16 protein-coding genes are annotated in these 19,783 nt (G+C 50.4%); 12 read left to right on the forward strand and 4 right to left on the reverse strand.

Annotated elements, in window-relative coordinates:
- Positions 1–13: 13 nt before the first annotated feature.
- Genes arnD through arnB form a run of 4 tightly spaced genes read right to left on the reverse strand, consistent with a single transcriptional unit; the run spans position 14 to position 4,995 of the window.
- Entirely contained in the window at positions 14–898 is an 885-nt protein-coding gene (gene arnD / locus ACIP6T_RS13815; protein ID WP_400457786.1) for a 4-deoxy-4-formamido-L-arabinose-phosphoundecaprenol deformylase, read from the reverse strand.
- The gene (gene arnA, locus ACIP6T_RS13820) at positions 895–2,874 is read right to left on the reverse strand and encodes a bifunctional UDP-4-amino-4-deoxy-L-arabinose formyltransferase/UDP-glucuronic acid oxidase ArnA (RefSeq protein WP_400457788.1); all 1,980 of its coding nucleotides are present in this window, start codon (positions 2,872–2,874) and stop codon (positions 895–897) included. The genes arnD and arnA overlap by 4 nt, the downstream gene beginning before the upstream one ends.
- On the reverse strand, positions 2,871–3,857 hold the full coding sequence (gene arnC, locus ACIP6T_RS13825) for an undecaprenyl-phosphate 4-deoxy-4-formamido-L-arabinose transferase (protein WP_400457790.1): 987 nt from the start codon (positions 3,855–3,857) through the stop codon (positions 2,871–2,873). The genes arnA and arnC overlap by 4 nt, the downstream gene beginning before the upstream one ends.
- A gap of 1 nt (position 3,858) precedes the next feature.
- Positions 3,859–4,995 (reverse strand): UDP-4-amino-4-deoxy-L-arabinose aminotransferase, encoded by a 1,137-nt coding sequence (arnB, locus tag ACIP6T_RS13830; protein ID WP_345830784.1) that lies wholly within the window; start codon positions 4,993–4,995, stop codon positions 3,859–3,861.
- A gap of 492 nt (positions 4,996–5,487) precedes the next feature.
- Here arnB and ACIP6T_RS13835 point away from each other — a divergent pair, with 492 nt between their 5' ends.
- From ACIP6T_RS13835 to ACIP6T_RS13890, 12 genes are all read left to right on the forward strand, one after another.
- A complete protein-coding gene (locus ACIP6T_RS13835) occupies positions 5,488–5,697 on the forward strand; it encodes a hypothetical protein (protein ID WP_097097856.1) in 210 nt (69 codons plus the stop codon).
- Between the two features lie 150 nt (positions 5,698–5,847).
- The gene (locus ACIP6T_RS13840) at positions 5,848–6,621 is read left to right on the forward strand and encodes a prepilin peptidase (RefSeq protein WP_176519234.1); all 774 of its coding nucleotides are present in this window, start codon (positions 5,848–5,850) and stop codon (positions 6,619–6,621) included.
- Between the two features lie 209 nt (positions 6,622–6,830).
- Complete coding sequence (locus tag ACIP6T_RS13845) at positions 6,831–8,216, forward strand: diaminobutyrate--2-oxoglutarate transaminase (protein ID WP_097097854.1); 1,386 nt, start codon at positions 6,831–6,833, stop codon at positions 8,214–8,216.
- A gap of 12 nt (positions 8,217–8,228) precedes the next feature.
- Positions 8,229–9,695, forward strand: a complete 1,467-nt coding sequence (locus ACIP6T_RS13850) for a pyridoxal phosphate-dependent decarboxylase family protein (protein ID WP_400457793.1) — start codon at positions 8,229–8,231, stop codon at positions 9,693–9,695.
- Positions 9,696–10,583: 888 nt separating this feature from the next.
- The gene (locus ACIP6T_RS13855; protein WP_400457795.1) at positions 10,584–11,522 is read left to right on the forward strand and encodes an ImpA family type VI secretion system protein; all 939 of its coding nucleotides are present in this window, start codon (positions 10,584–10,586) and stop codon (positions 11,520–11,522) included.
- A gap of 21 nt (positions 11,523–11,543) precedes the next feature.
- Entirely contained in the window at positions 11,544–12,092 is a 549-nt protein-coding gene (gene tssB, locus ACIP6T_RS13860) for a type VI secretion system contractile sheath small subunit (protein WP_097097851.1), read from the forward strand.
- Between the two features lie 59 nt (positions 12,093–12,151).
- Entirely contained in the window at positions 12,152–13,612 is a 1,461-nt protein-coding gene (tssC, locus tag ACIP6T_RS13865; RefSeq protein WP_097098333.1) for a type VI secretion system contractile sheath large subunit, read from the forward strand.
- Positions 13,613–13,709: 97 nt separating this feature from the next.
- Positions 13,710–14,228, forward strand: a complete 519-nt coding sequence (locus ACIP6T_RS13870) for a type VI secretion system tube protein Hcp (RefSeq protein ID WP_097097850.1) — start codon at positions 13,710–13,712, stop codon at positions 14,226–14,228.
- A 67-nt stretch (positions 14,229–14,295) separates the two neighbouring features.
- Positions 14,296–14,730: a GPW/gp25 family protein gene (locus ACIP6T_RS13875; protein WP_097098332.1), complete on the forward strand. Its 435-nt coding sequence runs from the start codon at positions 14,296–14,298 to the stop codon at positions 14,728–14,730.
- A 13-nt stretch (positions 14,731–14,743) separates the two neighbouring features.
- Positions 14,744–16,582 carry a type VI secretion system baseplate subunit TssF gene (gene tssF, locus ACIP6T_RS13880; protein WP_400457797.1) on the forward strand — a complete coding sequence of 613 codons (1,839 nt, stop codon included), beginning with the start codon at positions 14,744–14,746 and terminating at the stop codon, positions 16,580–16,582.
- Positions 16,575–17,513 (forward strand): type VI secretion system baseplate subunit TssG, encoded by a 939-nt coding sequence (gene tssG, locus ACIP6T_RS13885; protein ID WP_400457798.1) that lies wholly within the window; start codon positions 16,575–16,577, stop codon positions 17,511–17,513. The genes tssF and tssG overlap by 8 nt, the downstream gene beginning before the upstream one ends.
- Positions 17,514–17,618: 105 nt before the next feature.
- The gene (locus ACIP6T_RS13890; protein ID WP_400457801.1) at positions 17,619–19,775 is read left to right on the forward strand and encodes a type VI secretion system Vgr family protein; all 2,157 of its coding nucleotides are present in this window, start codon (positions 17,619–17,621) and stop codon (positions 19,773–19,775) included.
- Positions 19,776–19,783: the final 8 nt, after the last annotated feature.

Below are 19,783 nucleotides of genomic sequence, written 5' to 3' on the forward strand. Positions count from 1 at the left end.
AGTCCTGTAAGAATTAACGTTGGCAGCCTAACCAGCCTTCGCGCCCGGCAAGATGTCCGCGCACCACGTTGCCCTGCGGCAGCGTGCTGAGATCGTCTGGCAATAAGGCACTCAACGGGCAGAATTGAATGTTGTGTTGTTCAGCGCGCTTCAACAGATCGGCGAACGCCTTTAACCCAACGATTCCTTCCACTTCGGCATGAATGGTGTAAACCGGCGAACCGGTTGCAGCGAGCATTTTTTCCAGAATGTAGTCATTAAAGTCGGCAGCGCTGACCGCTTGTCCCACCACTTCATCCCAGGTTGGCAAGGTGACTGGAATTTGTACGGTGCCTACGCTGCCATTACTTAAAAGCGGCAGGAATGGCCCGGAGCCGCGACAATCGCTGTTATAGCGAAAGCCAAATTCCTGTTTGGCAGCCACCACACGGCCATCTGCGCGCCAGCCTGCCACGGCAGAACAGGTGACGTTGTCACCAATAATCGCTTCCAGCGCACTTTTACCTTTTGCTATCTGCTCAACCAGCTTTTCCTGCGGCCAGACCCCCGCCCAGGTTTGCCATGCAAAGTGGTCCCAGGCATGTAAACCGACTTCATGGTGATCGGCGGTGGCACTGATGATCTCCTCAAGGCCACGACCAATTTCACGTCCTGGCCAGGCGGTGCCGGCCAGTAAAATATCCCAACCGTATAGTGATGCTGCGCGGGAACGCAGCATTTTCCACAAGAAGCGCGGCTTAATCAGGCGCCACAAGTGGCGCCCCATGTTGTCGGGCCCTACGCTAAAGAAGAAACTCGCCTGCATTTGATGCAAACTGAATTGCTCCAGCAACGCCGGGACACCCAGTTTGGTGCCACGCCAGTTATCGACATCGACGCGCAAACCTATTTTCTTCATGGCTTATCCTGCAGCTCAACGGTGCGCAGGAAGAAGTCCAGCGTGTTATCGATGGTGGTTTCCATCTCAACTGTTGGCGTCCAATCCAGCAAGCGACGGGCGTTTTTAATCGATGGCTTACGATGTTCAACGTCCTGATAACCTTTGCCGTAATAGCTGCTGCTTTCCACTTCGCGGAAGCCCGCAAACGGTGGGAAATTGCTACGCAGCGGATGGCGCTCAAAACTGGCCAGCAGGCGCTCAGCCAGTTCTTTAATGCTGGCTTCGTTTTCCGGGTTGCCGATATTGACGATTTGACCATCACAGTTGTTCTGCTTGTTCTCGATAATGCGGAACAGCGCTTCAATACCGTCGCGAATATCGGTGAAGCAGCGCTTCTGCGCGCCGCCGTCAATCAGCTTGATCGGAGAACCTTCCACCAGATTAAGGATCAACTGCGTGATGGCGCGTGAACTGCCGATACGCGCGGCGTTGAGGTTATCGAGGCGCGGCCCCATCCAGTTAAACGGGCGGAACAGCGTAAAGCGCAGGCCCTCTTTCTCACCGTATGCCCAGATTACGCGGTCAAGCAGCTGTTTGGAGACCGAGTAGATCCAGCGCTGCTTGTTGATGGGGCCAACAACCAGATTGGAATGATCCTCATCGAAATGCTGGTCGGTACACATGCCGTACACTTCAGACGTCGAGGGGAAAATAATGCGTTTTTTGTATTTAACGCAGTCGCGGATAATTTTCAGGTTCTCTTCGAAATCCAGTTCGAACACGCGCAGCGGATTGCGGGTGTACTCAATCGGCGTGGCGATCGCCACGAGCGGCAGCACCACATCACATTTCTTGATGTGATACTCAATCCATTCGGAGTGAATACTGATGTCACCTTCCACAAAATGGAAGCGAGGCTGATCGAGGAAGCGGCTGATGGCATCAGAACCAATATCCAGGCCATAGACTTCGAAGTTGTCGTCCTGCAACAGGCGCTCGGTCAAATGGTTCCCGATAAACCCATTCACGCCGAGGATCAGCACGCGTGTACGGCGCTTCACCGCCGCCACCGGCTGAGAATAAAGCAATGCCCCTTTCACCATGCCAAGGCTCTGCGCCAGCTGGCTGCCGTTCATATAGACACCGTTATCGACTTGCCCGGTAATCACTTCCAGCGCGCCTTCTCCACAGGCGATCATAAACGGCTCAACGGATAAGACGATGCCCGGCTTTGCCTGATGCTCAGCGCAATGAACGCGCCCTTTCCACACCACGAATTTAACCGTACCGGCAAAGGCAAACGCGCCCGGCCACGGATCGGTTACCGCCCGCACCAGGTTGTTGATCGATTTCGCAGATTGCTCCCACTTGATGCGGCCATCTTCCGGTGTACGGCGTCCTACCATCGTCGCCTGGCTATGATCCTGCGGTGTTGTGACAATGTCACCTCGCAGCAACCCAGGCAGCGCCTGCTCCAGCAGCTGGGTAGCACAGGCCACCAGTTTTCGATGTAGCGTTAAAGCGTTGTCCTGCTCGTCAATGGCCACGCGCTGCTGCGCCACAATGTCACCCGCATCGGCGCGTTTCACCATGCGGTGTAGCGTGACGCCCGTTTCTGTTTCACCGTTGACCAGCACCCAGTTAAGAGGCGCACGACCGCGATATTTCGGCAGCAGCGAACCGTGCAGGTTAAAAGCCCCCACGCGTGCGCAATTGAGGATGTTGTCGCTTAATAACTTGCGATAGTAAAACGAAAAGATGAAGTCGGGCTCCATCGATTTGATGCGGTCAACCCACAGTGGATGATCGGCATCTTCCGGTGCATACACGGCAATGCCATGTTCAGCGGCCAATCGTGCCACCGAAGGGAAAGCGTGGCTTTCAGGCGAGGTGTCCGCATGGGTGAAAATAGCGTCGATCTCAAAACCAGCGTTCAGTAAGGCAGAAATACCAGCACAGCCCATTTCGGCGTAGGCGAAGACAATTGTTTTCATTGCTCAATTTCCTGTACAGAAGAGGCATCTTTCTGTGAATTAATAACACGTTGTATGAAGTAGCGCGGACGGGCACGAACATCGTTATAAATACGCCCGATGTATTCGCCGAGTAAGCCCATACCGATAAACTGTGCGCCAACAAAAATAAACAGCACCGCGAACAGCAGGAATACGCCGTCACCCGCCCAGGCTGCGCCAAGGAACAAACGCAGCACAATCAGCACCAGAGAGAAGGCAAAACCGAGAAGCGCGATCAAACTCCCTACGATACTCAGCAGACGCAGTGGCGTGGTGGTTAAACAGGTGACGAGGTCGTACATCAGGTTAATCAGCCGCATAAAGCTGTACTTTGAGTCACCAAACTCGCGCTCGGCGTGAGCGACGGGTAATTCAATGGTGCGGCGGGCAAAGGTGTTCGCCAGAATGGGAATAAACGTGCTGCGCTCATGGCAGTTCAGCATTGCATCGACGATATGACGGCGATAAGCGCGCAGCATACAGCCATAATCGCCCATCGCTTTACCGGTTACGCGCTGAATCAATTGATTGATGGTGCGCGAGGCGCGGCGACGGAACCAGCTATCCTGACGGTTCTGTCGCACAGTTCCTACCACGTCATAGCCTTGCAGCGCCGCGTTGACCAGATTGGGGATTGCTTCTGGCGGATTTTGCAAATCGGCATCCAGCGTAATAATCAAATCGCCGCTCACGTGGCTAAATCCCGCCATGATCGCCGAGTGCTGGCCATAGTTACGATTGAGTAATACGCCCACCACATGGCTGCCCGGCACAGTGGCAGCGTCAGAGATCATCTCGCCTGAGCGATCGCTGCTGCCGTCATCCACCAGCAAAATCTCATAATCGAGCCCAACACTTGCACAGGCAGCATCGGTTCGACGCACCAGTTCGGGCAGGCTCTCCTCTTCGTTGTACACCGGGATTACCACGGAGACTTTACGAATGGTTTTTTCTTCCAGCATGTCAAACTCCAGCGATCTGTCGCAAAGCACTTATCACGCGATCAACGTCCTCATCGCGCATATCAGGGAACAACGGTATTGAGCAGATGCGATCGCTATTCCATTCCGTATTGGGCAGGGAAAGATGCGGATAGCGCTCGCGATAATATTTATGGGTATGCGCAGCGCGGAAATGCAGGCCAGTGCCAATATCCTGTGCTTTCAAGGCTTCCATTAATGCATCGCGGCTTAGGCCACAGGTGGCTTCATCAACACGGATAATGAAAAGATGCCAGGCATGCTGATGCGCCCAGTGCGGTTGAACTAACGGCATAAAAGGCGTATCGGCTAACCCGACGAGATAGCGTTGCGCAATGGCGGCGCGGCGTTCATTGATGGCAGGAAGTTTCTTCAACTGGACCAGCGCAATGGCGGCACTGATATCAGGCAGATTGTATTTAAAGCCCGGCATGATCACTTCCGCCTGCGGCTTGCGCCCGTGCGTATGGCGATCGTAAGCATCAACGCCTAAACCGTGGAATTTCAGGCTGCGCATACGATCGGCCAGCTCATCATCATCCGTGACAATCAGGCCGCCTTCGGCACAGGTCATATTTTTGATGGCATGGAATGAGAAAATCGCCGTGCCCTGGTTGCCAACATGCTGTCCCTGGTAATAACACCCTGCCGCATGGGCGGCATCCTCTATTACCGGAATGCCATGACGCTCGCCAATGGCGCGTATGGCAGCAAGATCGGCTGGCGCACCGGCGTAATGCACGGGAATGATGGCGCGCGTTCGAGGCGTAATTGCTGCTTCGATTTGTTCAGGCGTAACCATCAGGGTATCGCGATCAATATCAATCATGACCGGCGTGGCGCCCAGCAAGGTAATGATATTGATGGTAGAGACCCAGGTAAGGGATGGCGTAATCACTTCGTCGCCCGGCTGAATATTCAGTGCCAGCAACGTGACATGCATTCCTGCAGTAGCAGAGCTAACCGCAATTGCATGCTTATTACCCGTTAGCTGGCAAAAAGCCGCTTCAAGAGCTGCGTTTTGTGGCCCGGTAGTGATCCAGCCGGATTCAAACACTGCTTTAACGGCTGCTAACTCTTCGTCGCCCAATGATGGACGCGAAAATGGGAGGAAATTCATAAACTCACCTTAACGTTTAACGCCTTGAACTACCTGTATTAGGGCCAGCTGCAATATGCGGCTAAGTGTTTCCATCACTAACATTAAGTAACCTGCTGTTTAAACGTAGGTTAAACCACGCAAATTGCGTAGCACGAATTGTTAATAATCGATTCAGTCGGAAAAACATAAATTTTGTTGCTTTATCGCCCTGTGTAACAAAATACGGATGAATACTTAACGGAACATTAAATGGGTCGTTAACTTAGTGGCTTTTTTCTGAGATGTTGAAGATTGGTAGAAGAAGGAGGGAATGTGGCCTTATTTAAGCAATAGCCAGGTTGCATCTGTGTGACGGGGAGCAGAACGCACGGCATGTACATGAGTCGATACTAATAAAACGCTTTTAAACAATAAGTTAACTTATAAACTATACTCTTCTTAAGGTTATGTTAAGGTTGTGACCTCACACTATGTCAGGATATGCCGACTAATCTTTTGAAGGAGAGTGCAATGAGAACAGCGACAGACAGACTTTCTCAGGCTGCGTTGCGCCGCCATCATATTGGCGTTAAAACCAAAGGACTGCGCTATCGCGGCGATCTGTACGTTTTTCGCTACAATGCCGGTCAATATGATGTGTACCTCAATAATGACTGTGTTATGTCACTTGCCACCAGTAACGTACAGGAGGCGATTCAACTGTTTAAACAGCAATCGTGACACGTTGACCTTGCCCTGTTTTTTACCGAATTCTGGATCCCGATCGGCAATTTTGCTGTAACTCCCTGTAATCTCGTCTTTCCGCTCGCCGCTATGCACGCTTCGGCGTAATGTCTCTCGCCATCAACAAGCCTGGACGGCATAAGAGGAATGACAATGGAAGTGGCGTATTGGTTGATAGGCGGTTTAATGGCTTTGGCCATCGGCAGTTTTCTCAACGTGGTGATCTCTCGCCTGCCGTTACAATTGCAGCAGGATGAAGTAGCGGCCACCCTGTTTTATCCCGCCTCACACTGCCCACAGTGCAAAACGCCTCTGCGCTGGCGCGATAATATCCCGGTACTGAGCTGGCTGTGGTTGCGAGGTCAATGCCGTTACTGTGGGTGCGTGGTGAGCATGCGTTATCCACTGGTGGAAATACTCACCTCACTCTCTGCGCTGTCGCTTACCTGCTATTTACCCTTCGATAAACATTTAGTGCCAGCACTCTTGTTTATCTGGTCGTTACTGGTGCTGGCGTGGATCGACATCGAGCATTTTCTGTTGCCAGATGTTATTACTCTGCCGTTGCTATGGGCTGGACTGCTATTTAAAACAATGGGCTGGCTAGCGGGACCGTTAAACGAAGCCGTTATAGGTGCTGTGGCGGGATACCTCTCTTTATGGCTATTGGCTAAAATTCATCAAAGGCTAAGAGGGTTTGAAGCCCTGGGCATGGGAGATGCCAAATTGCTCGCCGCGATGGGCGCGTGGCTGGGCTGGCCTCTTTTACCCTCTGTGCTTTTGTTCGCTTCTAGTGGCGCTATTTTATGTGTTTTGATTTCCAGAATGGCCTGGCAGCGAGAGGTTAATCACGTCATTGCTTTTGGCCCGTGGATTGCTCTTTCAGCGATAAGTCTCTTTATTCATTCGATTATTTTTTAACCAGTTCATTTTGTGGTAGCAAAACAGGCGGCCAATTATTGGCCAACGCCCTGATTCATATATGGAAAGAGTAAACAATTCTAAACAAAATTAATCATTGTGATGTAGGTCAAAAGGCTCTATATTGGCCGCGTTTTTTTCACGGTTGTTACTTTTTTATTCAATTAGTCAATCGGCAAGCCAATGCGAGCCCCGGTTGAAGGAGAGATATGATGACGGATAAAGTCCGTATTGATAGTTTTGGTGCCAACTCATTCAACGGAAACAACGACGCATTCCTGGCCCGTCAGGCCGAGTTTGAATCAAACGTCAGGAGTTACCCGCGCAAATTGCCTTTAGCGATCGCTAAAGCCCATGGCGTGTGGATCACAGATGTTGAGAATAAACAATATCTTGACTGTCTGGCTGGCGCAGGGACGCTGGCACTGGGTCACAACCATCCTGATGTTCTGCAGAGCATACAAAATGTCATTACCAGCGGCTTGCCGTTACATACTCTAGATCTGACTACGCCTCTGAAAGATCAGTTCTCAGAATCCTTGCTGTCGCTGCTGCCAGGCCAGGGTAAAGAATACTGCCTGCAGTTCACCGGTCCTTCTGGCGCCGACGCCGTTGAAGCCGCGCTGAAACTGGCGAAAAAAGCCACTGGCCGTAGCGGTGTCATCAGCTTCTCTGGCGGCTACCACGGTATGACGCACGGTGCCTTGTCCGTCACCGGTAATCTGTCACCGAAAGAAGCGGTTGACGGCATGATGCCAGAAGTCCAGTTCATGCCTTATCCGCATCAATATCGCTGCCCGCTGGGCATCGGTGGTGAAGCTGGCGTAAAAGCGCTGACCTACTACTTTGATAACCTGATCAATGACGTGGAAAGCGGCGTACGCAAGCCTGCCGCGGTGATCCTCGAAGCCGTTCAGGGTGAAGGCGGAGTTAACCCGGCGCCGGCTGAGTGGCTGCAGCGCATCCGCAAAGTCACCCAGGAACACGGCATCCTGCTGATCCTTGATGAAGTTCAGGCTGGATTTGCCCGTACCGGTAAATTCTTCGCCTTCGAACATGCGGGCATTGAGCCAGACATCATCGTCATGTCTAAAGCGGTTGGTGGTGGTCTGCCACTGGCAGTATTAGGCATCAAAAAGCAGTTTGACGTTTGGTCACCTGGCCATCACACCGGCACTTTCCGCGGCAACCAGCTGGCGATGGCAACCGGTTTGACCACGCTGAAAATTCTGCAAGAGCAGAATATCGCCGATAAAGTTGCGGCGCAGGGTGAGTGGCTGAAAGCGCAGCTGATCGCGATGCAGAAACGCTTCCCGGTTATTGGTCACGTGCGTGGTCTCGGCATGATGATTGGTATCGAGATCGTTAAACCGAACGAAGCAGCCGATCATATGGGCAGCTTCCCAGCTGACGGCGAGCTCTCTGCTCTGCTGCAGAAGAAGTGCTTCGAAGCAGGTCTGATTCTGGAGCGCGGTGGCCGTCATGGCGCAGTGTTGCGTCTGCTGCCTTCACTGCTGATCACCAACGATGAGTTGGCGATTTTCCTGGATAAATTTGAGCAAGCGCTGATTGGTGCTGGCGTCAATCCTGTTTGATTGGAAGCGTAAATGTCTGAAGTAAACCCGATTCTGGCCGCCTCTGCACAGAGCATTGAGGCGTACCAGCAGGCGATTGCGCAAAGCAGCGCCGCGGTTGTGCAGTGGCTGCAACAGCCTGAGATGTATCAAGGCAAAACTGTTGCCGAACTGCGCGAGCGTATCACGCTCGACTTCAATCCAAACGGCCTGGGTAACCAGGCCGCGATTGAACGTGCGATTGAATATTTCCTGAAAGACAGTCTTTCAGTACATCACCCACAATGTGTGGCACACCTGCACTGCCCTAGTCTGGTGGTGAGCCAGGCAGCAGAAGTGCTGATTAATGCCACCAACCAGAGTATGGATTCGTGGGACCAGAGCCCTTCTGCCACCATCATTGAGATCAAACTGATCGAATGGTTGCGTGCGCAAGTGGGTTATTCGGCTGGCGACGCGGGTGTTTTCACCAGCGGCGGCACCCAAAGTAACCTGATGGGTCTGATGCTGGCGCGTGATGCGTTCTATCAGCGCCAGGGTCACTCAGTGCAGCAGCACGGTATCACCGGAGATCTGCGGAAGATCAAAGTGCTGTGCTCTGAAAATGCGCACTTCTCAGTGCAGAAAAACATGGCGCTGCTCGGTCACGGCTATCAATCTGTGGTGCAGGTGAAGTCTGACCAATTCGCTCGTATGGATGTGTCAGACCTGAAAGCCAAACTGGCACAGGCCGAGGCCAACGGTGAGCAGATCCTGGCGATCGTCGCAACCGCCGGTACTACCGATGCGGGCGCTATCGATCCATTGCGTGAAATTGCCGGCATCGCGGCAGAGCACAATATCTGGGTACACGTTGATGCAGCCTGGGGCGGCGCGCTGCTGCTGTCCGAGAAGTATCGCGACTACCTTGATGGCCTGGAACTTGTGGATTCCGTTACGCTGGACTTCCACAAACAGTATTTCCAGACCATTAGCTGTGGTGCATTCCTGCTGAAAGATGAGCGTCATTACGAGCTGATGCGCTATCAGGCGGCTTACCTGAACTCTGAGTTTGATGAAGAGGCAGGCGTGCCAAACCTGGTCTCCAAGTCTCTGCAAACAACGCGTCGCTTTGATGCGCTGAAACTGTGGATGGGCCTCGAAGCGCTGGGTCAGAAACAGTATGCGGCGATCATCGATCACGGCGTGACTCTGGCGCAGGAAGTGGCGAAGTTTGTCGCCTCTGAACCGCGTCTGGAGCTGGTAATGCAGCCACAGCTGGCCAGCGTACTGTTCCGCTACCGTCCAGAGCAGCTGTCCGACGTAGCACAGATTGCGCTGTTCAACCAACGAATCGGCGATGCGCTGCTGGATTCAGGCCGCGCTAACGTCGGCGTGACCGAGAATCAAGGCGTAACCTGCCTGAAGTTGACGCTGCTGAACCCAACCGTAACGCTGGAAGATGTCAAAGTCCTGCTGGCCTTGGTTGAGAAAACCGCGAATCAGTTGCTGAACGCCTAATCCTGCGCGATGTGATAAAGCCGATAACTGGCAACGGTTATCGGCTTTTTTATTGGCTGCATCGCTCACTGATGCTTGTCAGTTGAGAGATGAAACTGACATTACAAAACGCAGGCATCATAGCGGCACACTTTATTGCGTGATAAATTGCGCCGCGACGCAATGTAAGCAGATTGGCTACAGCACATCGGCATTTAATTAAAAATTCCTGCCTGAAAACCTCTCGCTTTTCCCATACCGCTAGATTACTGACAGACTAATAATACCGCTTCAAAATAGTAAACCTTCTTTATTATCAGAGTAAGCAGTTGACTCAGCGTACAATAAAGCATCAATTCGCTAAAGAAATGATAAGTTATTTTGATCATTTACCCGCTCAAATTAAAGCAAATATACAGAGAGTTATCTAATGCTTGCAGGCAGAAAAAAATAATAGATTAAAGTAATAAAATCGACTTCAAATAATAGATTATTCACTCACTTTTATCATTCAAAAAAACAACATTTCATTAACACGAGTAAAATAAAAAACGAACTCTAAATAACTCGTTGAATAATAAGAAGTAACAATGGAAATTAAACTTCCCGGAAATGTCTGGTAAAGGTATTTTTTACTGCTAATTTAATTAACGTTAAAAGAAATGATGGCCCGCTATATTTCCTCTCCATGAAATAAAATCCCAGATAATAACCTTATCCGTAAGAAATTTCTTGATTGGTAAAATCGACTAATAGGTTTATTCGATCATGATTCCTGATTTCAATAGGTAATATCTATCGTTTGAAACTTATTAATATTCACAATCATTTAGCTATTTTATTTGCCTTAGATTTAAATTGTTCGAATAGAGGTTCATTTAATGTTTTCGCTTAATAGGTAACAACCGTATGAGCTCTAACTTTTTTCTCTATTCTGATCTTGAGTTTGACCCGCTCTACAGTGAAATAGATTTCGCTATATCACGGCTGGATTCCAATAACGATCCATTAGAGGAGATTTCGTCAGATATTATTTCATGGTCTCTTATCAATGATCAGTGCGAGAAATTACTTGAAAAGGGATTTAACTGGCGGGTTCTGCTCTGGCAACTTCGTGCAAAATTAATGCTGCAGGGAATTTCTGCGTTGTGGATAACGCTACAGATTTTAGAACAAGCGTTAGAACAATTGCCTGCCGATAGTGAGGTTAGAAGAGATGCCGCAACCGGGCTAATTTGGCTCGCGGGAAATCAATGTTTTACGTTATTTAAAAATGCTCAGCTTACACCTGGAATGACCTTGAGCCTCGAACGTTGCCAGGTTCGAGAGTCAAATGAGGATCGATCTTCCTTACCCTACCCGGAAATTATTTCTGCTGTTGAGACGGCCGACCGGTGGTACAGGGAACAACATATTCCAGCACTGCATAGTCAGTTGATTGATTGTCAGCGAATGCTGAATTACATCAGTGAAAACGTCAATTTTTCGTCTGATGGCTATCAGTTTAATGCCACAAATCTGAGCAGCTATTTACTCTCTGCACAGAAAAACTTGTCTGGATTGTCGGCTAATCCAGCCTCTAACAGTGATGAAGAGCTTAATACACATGTAGAGCCTTACTTACCAGCATCAGAACAACAGAGACCAGATATCCCGCAAAATAGGCGCGAGGTAATTATTATGCTCGATCATATCCTGACCTATTTTGAACAGTATGAACCCAGTCATCCCGCGCCCGTTTTTATTCGACGTTCAAAGAAAATGATTGGCATGGATTTCATGGCGATTGTCGAAGAAATGCTACCCGATGCGCTTAGTACGTTACAGCAATTTGCAGGAAAGTCTTAACCTCTTACTCAGGAGAATCTCATGGCCAAAGATTCAAGCTCGCAAAAGTTTATTGGGAAGAATAATGCTCCGCGCGTACAGATTGAATATGACGTTGAGCTATATGGTTCACATAAGAAAATTGAATTACCTTTTGTGACAGGCGTGATGTCCGATCTTTCTGGCGATCGAAAAAAAGCGTTGCTTCCCGTGGAAGAACGTAAATTTCTAACATTCGATCAGGATAACTTTAATGACCGGATGCGGGCTATCCGCCCTCACCTGCAATACTACGTCAAAAATACGCTGACTGACGGTGACGAACTCCTTGATGTGGATCTGGAATTTGAGTCAATGGATGACTTTTCCCCAGCGCAAATCGCACGACGCATTCCACAAATGGCCGCACTGCTGGAAGCACGTGAACATTTGACGCAGCTCATCACCTATATGGATGGAAAAAGTAGCGCTGAAGAAGTGGTCAAAAATCTACTTGAACAACCTGATTTTCTGCAGCGACTGGTCAATGACGCAAAACAAGCCGTGCAGTCTTTCAATGAAGATAGCGCATCAGAGAATAAGGAGGTTTGAGCATGCCACTGACGCAACAACACACGAATGCCCACACGACGGAATATGCTAATCAACCCATGCTGGGCGAAAATGACGAATTAGGTCGGTTGCTCAAAAAAGGGTTTCGTCCCATGACGCAGGAAGCGTCGAGCGCGGTTCGCCAGGCGATTGGCACACTGGCAAGTCAAATCAATAGTAGCCAGGTGAAAGTGAATCAGGATGTATTATTTACTATCCAATCGTTGATTACGGAAATAGATGAGAAATTATCTTCTCAACTCAATGCTGTTATTCACAACAAGAAATTTCAGGACCTGGAAGCTTCCTGGCGCGGCCTGAGTTATCTGGTTGATAATACTAACGTCAATGAAACGTTAAAAATCCGCGTCCTGAACATTACACAAAGCGAATTAATGAATAGCCTGCGGCGTTTCCGTGGAAGTGCGTGGGATCAAAGCCCCATATTCAAACAAATATATGAAACTGAATATGGCCAGTTTGGCGGTGAACCTTTTGGCTGTCTGATTGGCGATTACCAGTTCGATCACAGTCCAACGAGCGTCATGCTGTTGACTGAAATATCCCGGATATCCGCTGCTGCCCACTGCCCGTTTATTGCCTCCGCCTCACCTGCTCTACTGCAGATGAAGAGCTGGTCTGAGCTTGGCAATCCACGTGATATCGGCAAGATCTTTAGTACGCCCGAATATGCGTCCTGGCGCAGACTGCGGGAAAGTAATGATGCTCGCTATCTGGTAATGACGATGCCGCGCTTTATGGCTCGTCTCCCCTATGGCGCCAAAACTGCGCCAGTCGATGAGTTTGCCTTTGAAGAAGAGGTCAATCCGCTCAATGATAATGATTTTGTCTGGGCGAACTCAGCTTATGCCATGGGTGTTAATATTAACCGCGCATTCCATGAATATGGCTGGTGCTCACGTATTCGCGGCATTGAGTCCGGTGGTTCGGTTGAAGAATTGCCAGCCTATGCATTTCCTTCTGAGGAAGGCGGTTATGAAATAACCTGTCCAACCGAGGTCGCTATATCTGACAGACGAGAGCAAGAGTTGTCAGATGCAGGTTTTTTACCGCTGGTTTATCGCAAGCATTCTGACTTCGCCGCCTTTATTGGGTCGTGCACGCTGCACACACCCAAGCTCTATGAAGATCCTGATGCTACGGCTAATGCCCGTCTATCCGCACGCTTGCCTTATATTTTTGCCACCTGTCGTTTTGCGCATTATTTAAAATGCATTGTACGCGACAAAATTGGTTCATTCCGCTCTCGTAATGATATGCAGGTTTGGTTAAATGACTGGCTAATGAACTATGTCGACGGCGATCCTTCGGTATCAACGGAGGCTACCAAAGCACGACGTCCGTTAGCTGCCGCCGAAGTGAATGTTGAAGAGGTGGCTGATGATCCCGGTTATTACCGCGCCCATTTTTATTTACGCCCTCACTATCAGCTAGAGGGAATGACAGTTTCGCTTCGCTTAGTTTCTAAACTTCCATCCGCAAAAAAAGGTGGAGAATAAACAGCGCCACGATTTTGCACTGTAATTGACCTTTGTAAATATGGCGTTTAAAACACCCTGCGACAGTAGTCGCATCCTCACTCAAGGAGTATGAAATATGGCGGCATTAGTTGACTATTTCTTAAAAATCGATGGAGTAGATGGAGAATCCCCTGACCAGAATTATCCGGGATGGATTCAGTTAGATGCGTGGCAGTGGGCAGAGGAAAATGCGGGGCATTTCTCAGCAGGTAGCGGTGGCGGATCGGGCAAAGTCGAAATGAAAGATTTCGAATTTCGTATGCGCACCAATAAAGCCTCGCCGAAATTATTTTTAATGTGCGCAATGGGTGAGCATATTACCCAGGCTACGCTGGTGTGCCGCAAATCAGGACAAGGTCAAAAAGACTTCCTGACCATTACCTTCAGCAATTGCTTAGTGTCTCGTTTCCAAACGGTGGGTAATATGCCGCTGAATAATATGGGGATCGAAGCCTCTGAAACGGTGCTGCCTACGGATGTCATTAAATTGAACTTTGCCCGTATTGAAGTCGAATATAGAGAGCAAAATAATGATGGCTCAATGGGTGCAGCAATTAAAACAGGCTACGATCTGAAAAGAAACGCCAGAGTGTAATCATATCGCTTAATAATACAATGGCTACTCAGTAGCTATGGGTAGCTATTTCCTTAACGAGCATCATATGAAAGTTTCACAACCCTTTTTATTTGATAAGTTAAGTAGTAAAACGAGCCGTTCTTTCTGGCGAGGCGCATTAGTTCGCGATGTAGAGTTATTGCTAAATGATGCGGCACGCAGTGGACAATTACATTTAGATAACTATCCATGGTGTAAAAACTCAGTTTTAAACTTTGGCTTACCCTCATTAAGCCGACAGTTACCGGTCAATGCTGATGCATTAACCATTGCGCATCACATTCATTCAATTATTGTGCTGTTTGAACCGCGCATCGACCCGCGCTCTATTAAAGTGACGCCGGTGGTAGAAAAAAGGCAGGCATTAGTTTTAGCACTGTTATTTGATATTAACGGCTGGAGCGTTATTCCCGAACTTCAGGCGCCCATTAGTTTACGCATCGCGCTGGATTATTCCTGTGGCGCAGTCAGCATAATTTAATAGAGATATTGCCATGACACCCGATTTCCTCACGCTCTATAACGAAGAATTACGCTATCTCCGTGAAGCGGGTGATGCTTTTGCAAAACAACATCCGCAAGTTGCCAGCCAATTGGGTATACATCGTAATGGCGTACAGGATCCCTTCGTAGAACGATTACTGGAAGGCACTGCTTTTCTTGCGAGTCGGGTTCATGAGCGCCTCAATAACGAGCAGGCAGAATTCGCGTTAAATATGCTGACTCATTTAGCACCGAACTGGCAAACGCCGGTGCCATCGATGATGACGGTGGCGCTACAACCCGATCTCACACACCCGCAGTGGAGCGCCAGAACCTGTTTACCGAAGGGCAGCAGAGTCATGCTGAATGATCCTTCACTCAAAGAGCGCCCTGCTGTTTTCGTTACCGGCAATGACGTACATGTTCAACCGGTTGAAATCGAGCGAGCTGAACTCAAGGTGCATCCACCGCTTGAACTGCCGGAAAACGTACGCCAGCAATTTCAGGATTCGCAGAGCTATTTGCACCTCACCATAAGCACGCGCGGGATTATCCCGCTGTGCGAGCTGAGTTTTTCGCCGCTTCGTCTAACGATGAGCTGTGAAATTGTTCTGCTCAACCAACTTCTAACGTTATTACTGACCAACACGCTGCGTATAGTACTGCACGCCCACCAGCCGGAGGGGCCGATATACAATATTCTCGATGCTGACGCTATCTCTCTTGCCGGATTAACGCCGGAGGAGTCGCTATTACCGCAGGCGATTGGCGAATTACCGGGCTGTCGTCTGTTACGTGAATATTTTGCCGCGCCGGGACGTTTCTCTACGCTTTTGGTAACCGGTCTGCATGACTTTTTAGCACGCGGGACGCACAGCCATACGTTTGATCTCTTTTTCCTGTTTAACAAATCCAGCTTTGCACTGGCAGAGAGTATTCATGCCCGTCACTTTCATCTGTTTGCCACACCGGCCATAAACCTTTTTCCCCGAGTATGCAGCCCGGTGCTGATTAATCAGCAGCACACGGAATACCCGCTGATCGTCGATCGATTAAACGCCCGTCATTTTTGTATTCACAGCCTGACGGAGGTGAAAGCTATTTTGCAGGATGGCGAAAAACGCCCCTTTTCTGCACTGACCGGCGATGCGCATTACGAAACCGTCACTGACGCACCGGCACGTTGGTCATTACGGCGTCGTAGCGATCCACGTACCACGCAAGCCAGTCACCATCGCCTGCCGCTTGAGCAACTCTTTTTGTCCTTTTCCACCGGCCCTGCTCAGCTTGAGCCCCAGGAGATAAAGGCTTTCGCTGTTGAAGCTTTGGTCTGCGAGCGACATTTGCGGCCTGAACATCTTCAACGTCCCCACGTTGAACTTGAGCGGTCAATGCCGATTAAAGGCATCATTCTCACCCGGCATCCCAGCGCGCCGCAGGCTCCGCCGGCAAAAATTAAAAGTTGGCATGCGCTACAGATGCTCAATGTAAACCCTTTGCATTATGCCGAGAGTGAAGTTGAAAACTGCGCCGAATTGCTTCGTGAATGGCTGAGCCTGTTTGTGAATGAGCAAAATGCCGCGCAGACAAAACAGCTTTCCAGCATTCGCCGGGCGACCATTACCCATCATTTCGAACGCTGGCAGGGAGCGGGTCCGCTGAGCTGGACGCGCGGCACCCGACTTTCCCTCGACATCGCACCTCAGGATCATGCCGACCAGGGCGCCTTTATGTTTGCCTATATGGTTTTTCATGCCCTGACAGATTATTGCGAGCTCAATCAGCGGCTCAGCTTCACTCTCACGTTGGATGGCGAACGCTTTATGGAACAGGGGGCATCGGGTGGCTGATTTAACGTATTTGAGCAGCATGGATTACTTTGCGCTGCTACGTGAGATTGAGCGCCGCAATACCGCTGCTTCCCGGCTCGGTACGCTAAACGACAATAGCGATCGGCAGCTCAGAATTTTGCAAAAGGCAGACCTGGCATTTGCCTCGCGCGAAGTGGCGCATGTACTGCCAGCCGGTGAGCGTATCACCATTACGTTACGCCATTTTGGCCTGCTGGCGCCCTACGGCCCGATGCCTCTCAGCGTGACTGAACATACCCGCGCCGAAAAGCTGAATCATTCCAGCAATGCGTTTGGTGACTTTCTCTCACTGCTCAGCCAACGCCAGGCCATTTTCTGGTATCGCAGCTGGAGCCAATTGCAACCGATGGTGAGTCACGATCGCCCGGGTGATGACAACCGTTTCCTGGCTCGCCTTGGTCAGATAGCCGGGATTCCTCCCGTGCGCGGTTATCCGCTGCTGCAAACGCAACTGCGGCAGGTCTGGCCTGCTGCCTGGCTGGCGGGACGCGCTTCTTTACGCGATTTACAGCAGATGCTGAGTCATTTTTTTTCCATTCCCTGCCGCCTGGATACCACGAAGGGAGAGTGGATAAAACCGCAGGAAAAGCGTGCGCAGCACAAGATGGGACATCTTGGTGCCACGCGGCTGGGCAGCCGCATTTTTGACGCACAACATAGCCTGCACATCGAGATCGGCCCGCTCGGATTTCCGGATTATCAATCCTGGCAGCGCGGAGAGAAGAAATTGCAACTGCTGGCGTCGGTCTGTCAGACCTTTGTTCGCCATCAGATGCAGTTAACTATTGATTTATTGCTACTTTCCTCTCCTGAGCTGGCCCAGGCATTTCCCACAAGATTGGGAAGTAACAGTTGGCTTAAGCCGCGTCACGGCGTGGTCTCGCAACGCGTCTGGCAATCCCCAACCTGACAGATGGAATCGATCGCGTTAGCGGCAGAAAGAAGGCGCTGCGTCAGATTGAGGATGGTGCGCTTTTCTCAGCGTTGAATGACATTCACTCATAGGGAACTAAACATGCCTTTAATTCAATTAGTCAGTGAGGAATTGCCTGCACATCGCGCTTTTCCCTTAAGTTTTCAGACGCAGGAAGAGCTATCACGCACTCCGCTTTTCCAACTGGAGATCGCCTCTGCAGAGCCCGATCTGGACTATAGCGAGCTGTTAGGTAAACAGCTCACGGTATTAATTGAGCAAAAACAGGATCTTCCTCGCCCCTTCCATCTCTATATCGTTGGTGGGGAAGATGCCGGGCAACTGGGAACGAAATCGGTCTATCGTCTGACGCTGAGCTGTTGGCTGTGGTTTTTACAGCAGAACCGCAACTGTAAAATCTTTCAGAACAAAAATGTGCCGACCATCATTGAGGAGGTATTTGCGCGCTACGGCGTAGCTCGTTACCGCCTCGATCTCAGTGAAAGCTACCCAGGTCGCGAATACTGCGTTCAATTCGCCGAAAGCGATTTCAATTTCATCAGCCGGTTAATGGAAGATGAAGGCATCATCTGGTTTTTCGCGCAGGAAGATGAGCAGCACACCCTGGTGATTACTGATAATCAGACCTTCCAGCCGCTGTCGCTCACCTACGATCAACTGCTTTATAGCCCTGATGGTGAAGAGCAACGTGCCATCCGCGAAGGGATACAACGTATTCAGCGGGCGCGCCAGGTGCACTCAAGCGACGTGGTATTGCGCGATTATGATTATCTTAACCCGCGTAATAACCTGCAAACCCACGCGACAAACAGTAGCGAAAGCCTGCCTGATATGCCGCTTGAGTGGTACGACTATGCCAGCGGCTACAGCGACCGAACGCGCGGAGAAACTATCGCGCGCCTGCGTTTGCAGCAGTTCAGCGCTCAAGGGCAAATGCTCAGTGGCGAAAGCAATGCTACCGGCTTGAAAGTCGGTCATGCTTTTAGTCTCAGCTTGCATCCCGATCAAAACCGCAACCGCAGATTCAAACTCATCAGCTGCGCCTACCGCTATATCCAGGATGGTCCAGATAGCAGCGCGCAGGGACGTAACGTTACCTGTCGTTTTACCGCTATTAACGATGATGTGACCTGGCGTCCGGCCCGCATTACGCCCAAACCGCAGCTTCCCGGTATCCAAAGTGCCACCGTAGTCGGCGCGCCAGAGAGCGAAGTGCATACCGACAGTTATGGGCGTATTCGCGTTCACTTTCATTGGGATCGCTATAAAACCAGCGAAGAAGATAGCTCATGCTGGATCCGTGTGGTGCAGGCCTGGGCGGGCAAAGGCTGGGGTGTGATTGCCATGCCGCGTGTTGGGCAGGAAGTGCTGGTGAGTTATATCGATGGCGATCTCGATCGCCCGCTGGTTAGCGGCATCGTTTATAACGGCGACAACCCGCCGCCGTATCGCTTGCCAGAACAGATTAACTACACCGGGCTGGTGTCGCGCTCGCTTAAACAGGGTCAGCCTCAGCATGCCAGCCAGATCACCTTTGACGATAAACGCGGCAATGAACGCCTGATGCTGCACGCCGAGCGGGATATGCAGACATCTTCGGGACGAAATGACATCCGTGATGTGGGAAATGATGCCTATGAACGCATCAATCGCACCAAAATTGAAGATTACCAGGATCACATCGTTAACCGCGATAACTACTTCAGCACCACTAAAACCCAGGTAATGGAAACAGATACCAGTTTCACCAGTACTAAAACCAGCGTCACCTCCACAGAAGACGAAACCGCGACCAAAGGAACCAGCACGACCTTTACCGCGAAGAGCAGTTCCGTCACCGGCATCAGTCATTCAACTACCGGGATCTCGACCTCACGAACCGGTATCTCCACCAGCATGGTGGGTATCAGCACCGGCATGACAGGAATAAGCACCAGTATGACGGGGGTGAGCACCAGCATGACCGGCGTCAGCACGGGTATGACCGGCGTCAGTACCAGCTTTACCGGGATCGGTACCAGTTTCACTGGCGTCAGTACCGGTTTTACGGGCGTCGATACCAGCTTCACCGGGGTTGCCACCTCAACCACCGGCGTGTCGACTTCGACAACGGGGGTCTCCACCTCAATGGTTGGATCCAGTAATAGCACAACCGGATTATCAATCAGCAATACCAGCGCAGCCTATTCGCAAGTGGGTGTTGACCTTAAAACCGCCGGCATGCAGAGCAAAAACTAAGGAAGCCA

The sequence above is a fragment of the Pantoea sp. NPDC088449 genome (assembly GCF_044753225.1).
Lineage (GTDB): Bacteria > Pseudomonadota > Gammaproteobacteria > Enterobacterales > Enterobacteriaceae > Pantoea > Pantoea floridensis.

Bases quoted from the DNA above. Each gene is read 5' to 3' on its own strand.
- ACIP6T_RS13890 (WP_400457801.1), top strand. From the start codon at position 17,619: ATGCCTTTAATTCAATTAGTCAGTGAGGAATTGCCTGCACATCGCGCT.
- arnD (WP_400457786.1), bottom strand. From the start codon at position 898: ATGAAGAAAATAGGTTTGCGCGTCGATGTCGATAACTGGCGTGGCACC.
- tssB (WP_097097851.1), top strand. From the start codon at position 11,544: ATGGCCAAAGATTCAAGCTCGCAAAAGTTTATTGGGAAGAATAATGCT.
- ACIP6T_RS13870 (WP_097097850.1), top strand. From the start codon at position 13,710: ATGGCGGCATTAGTTGACTATTTCTTAAAAATCGATGGAGTAGATGGA.
- ACIP6T_RS13835 (WP_097097856.1), top strand. From the start codon at position 5,488: ATGAGAACAGCGACAGACAGACTTTCTCAGGCTGCGTTGCGCCGCCAT.
- ACIP6T_RS13840 (WP_176519234.1), top strand. From the start codon at position 5,848: ATGACAATGGAAGTGGCGTATTGGTTGATAGGCGGTTTAATGGCTTTG.
- ACIP6T_RS13855 (WP_400457795.1), top strand. From the start codon at position 10,584: ATGAGCTCTAACTTTTTTCTCTATTCTGATCTTGAGTTTGACCCGCTC.
- arnA (WP_400457788.1), bottom strand. From the start codon at position 2,874: ATGAAAACAATTGTCTTCGCCTACGCCGAAATGGGCTGTGCTGGTATT.
- ACIP6T_RS13845 (WP_097097854.1), top strand. From the start codon at position 6,831: ATGATGACGGATAAAGTCCGTATTGATAGTTTTGGTGCCAACTCATTC.
- tssC (WP_097098333.1), top strand. From the start codon at position 12,152: ATGCTGGGCGAAAATGACGAATTAGGTCGGTTGCTCAAAAAAGGGTTT.
- ACIP6T_RS13875 (WP_097098332.1), top strand. From the start codon at position 14,296: ATGAAAGTTTCACAACCCTTTTTATTTGATAAGTTAAGTAGTAAAACG.
- tssF (WP_400457797.1), top strand. From the start codon at position 14,744: ATGACACCCGATTTCCTCACGCTCTATAACGAAGAATTACGCTATCTC.
- arnC (WP_400457790.1), bottom strand. From the start codon at position 3,857: ATGCTGGAAGAAAAAACCATTCGTAAAGTCTCCGTGGTAATCCCGGTG.
- arnB (WP_345830784.1), bottom strand. From the start codon at position 4,995: ATGAATTTCCTCCCATTTTCGCGTCCATCATTGGGCGACGAAGAGTTA.
- ACIP6T_RS13850 (WP_400457793.1), top strand. From the start codon at position 8,229: ATGTCTGAAGTAAACCCGATTCTGGCCGCCTCTGCACAGAGCATTGAG.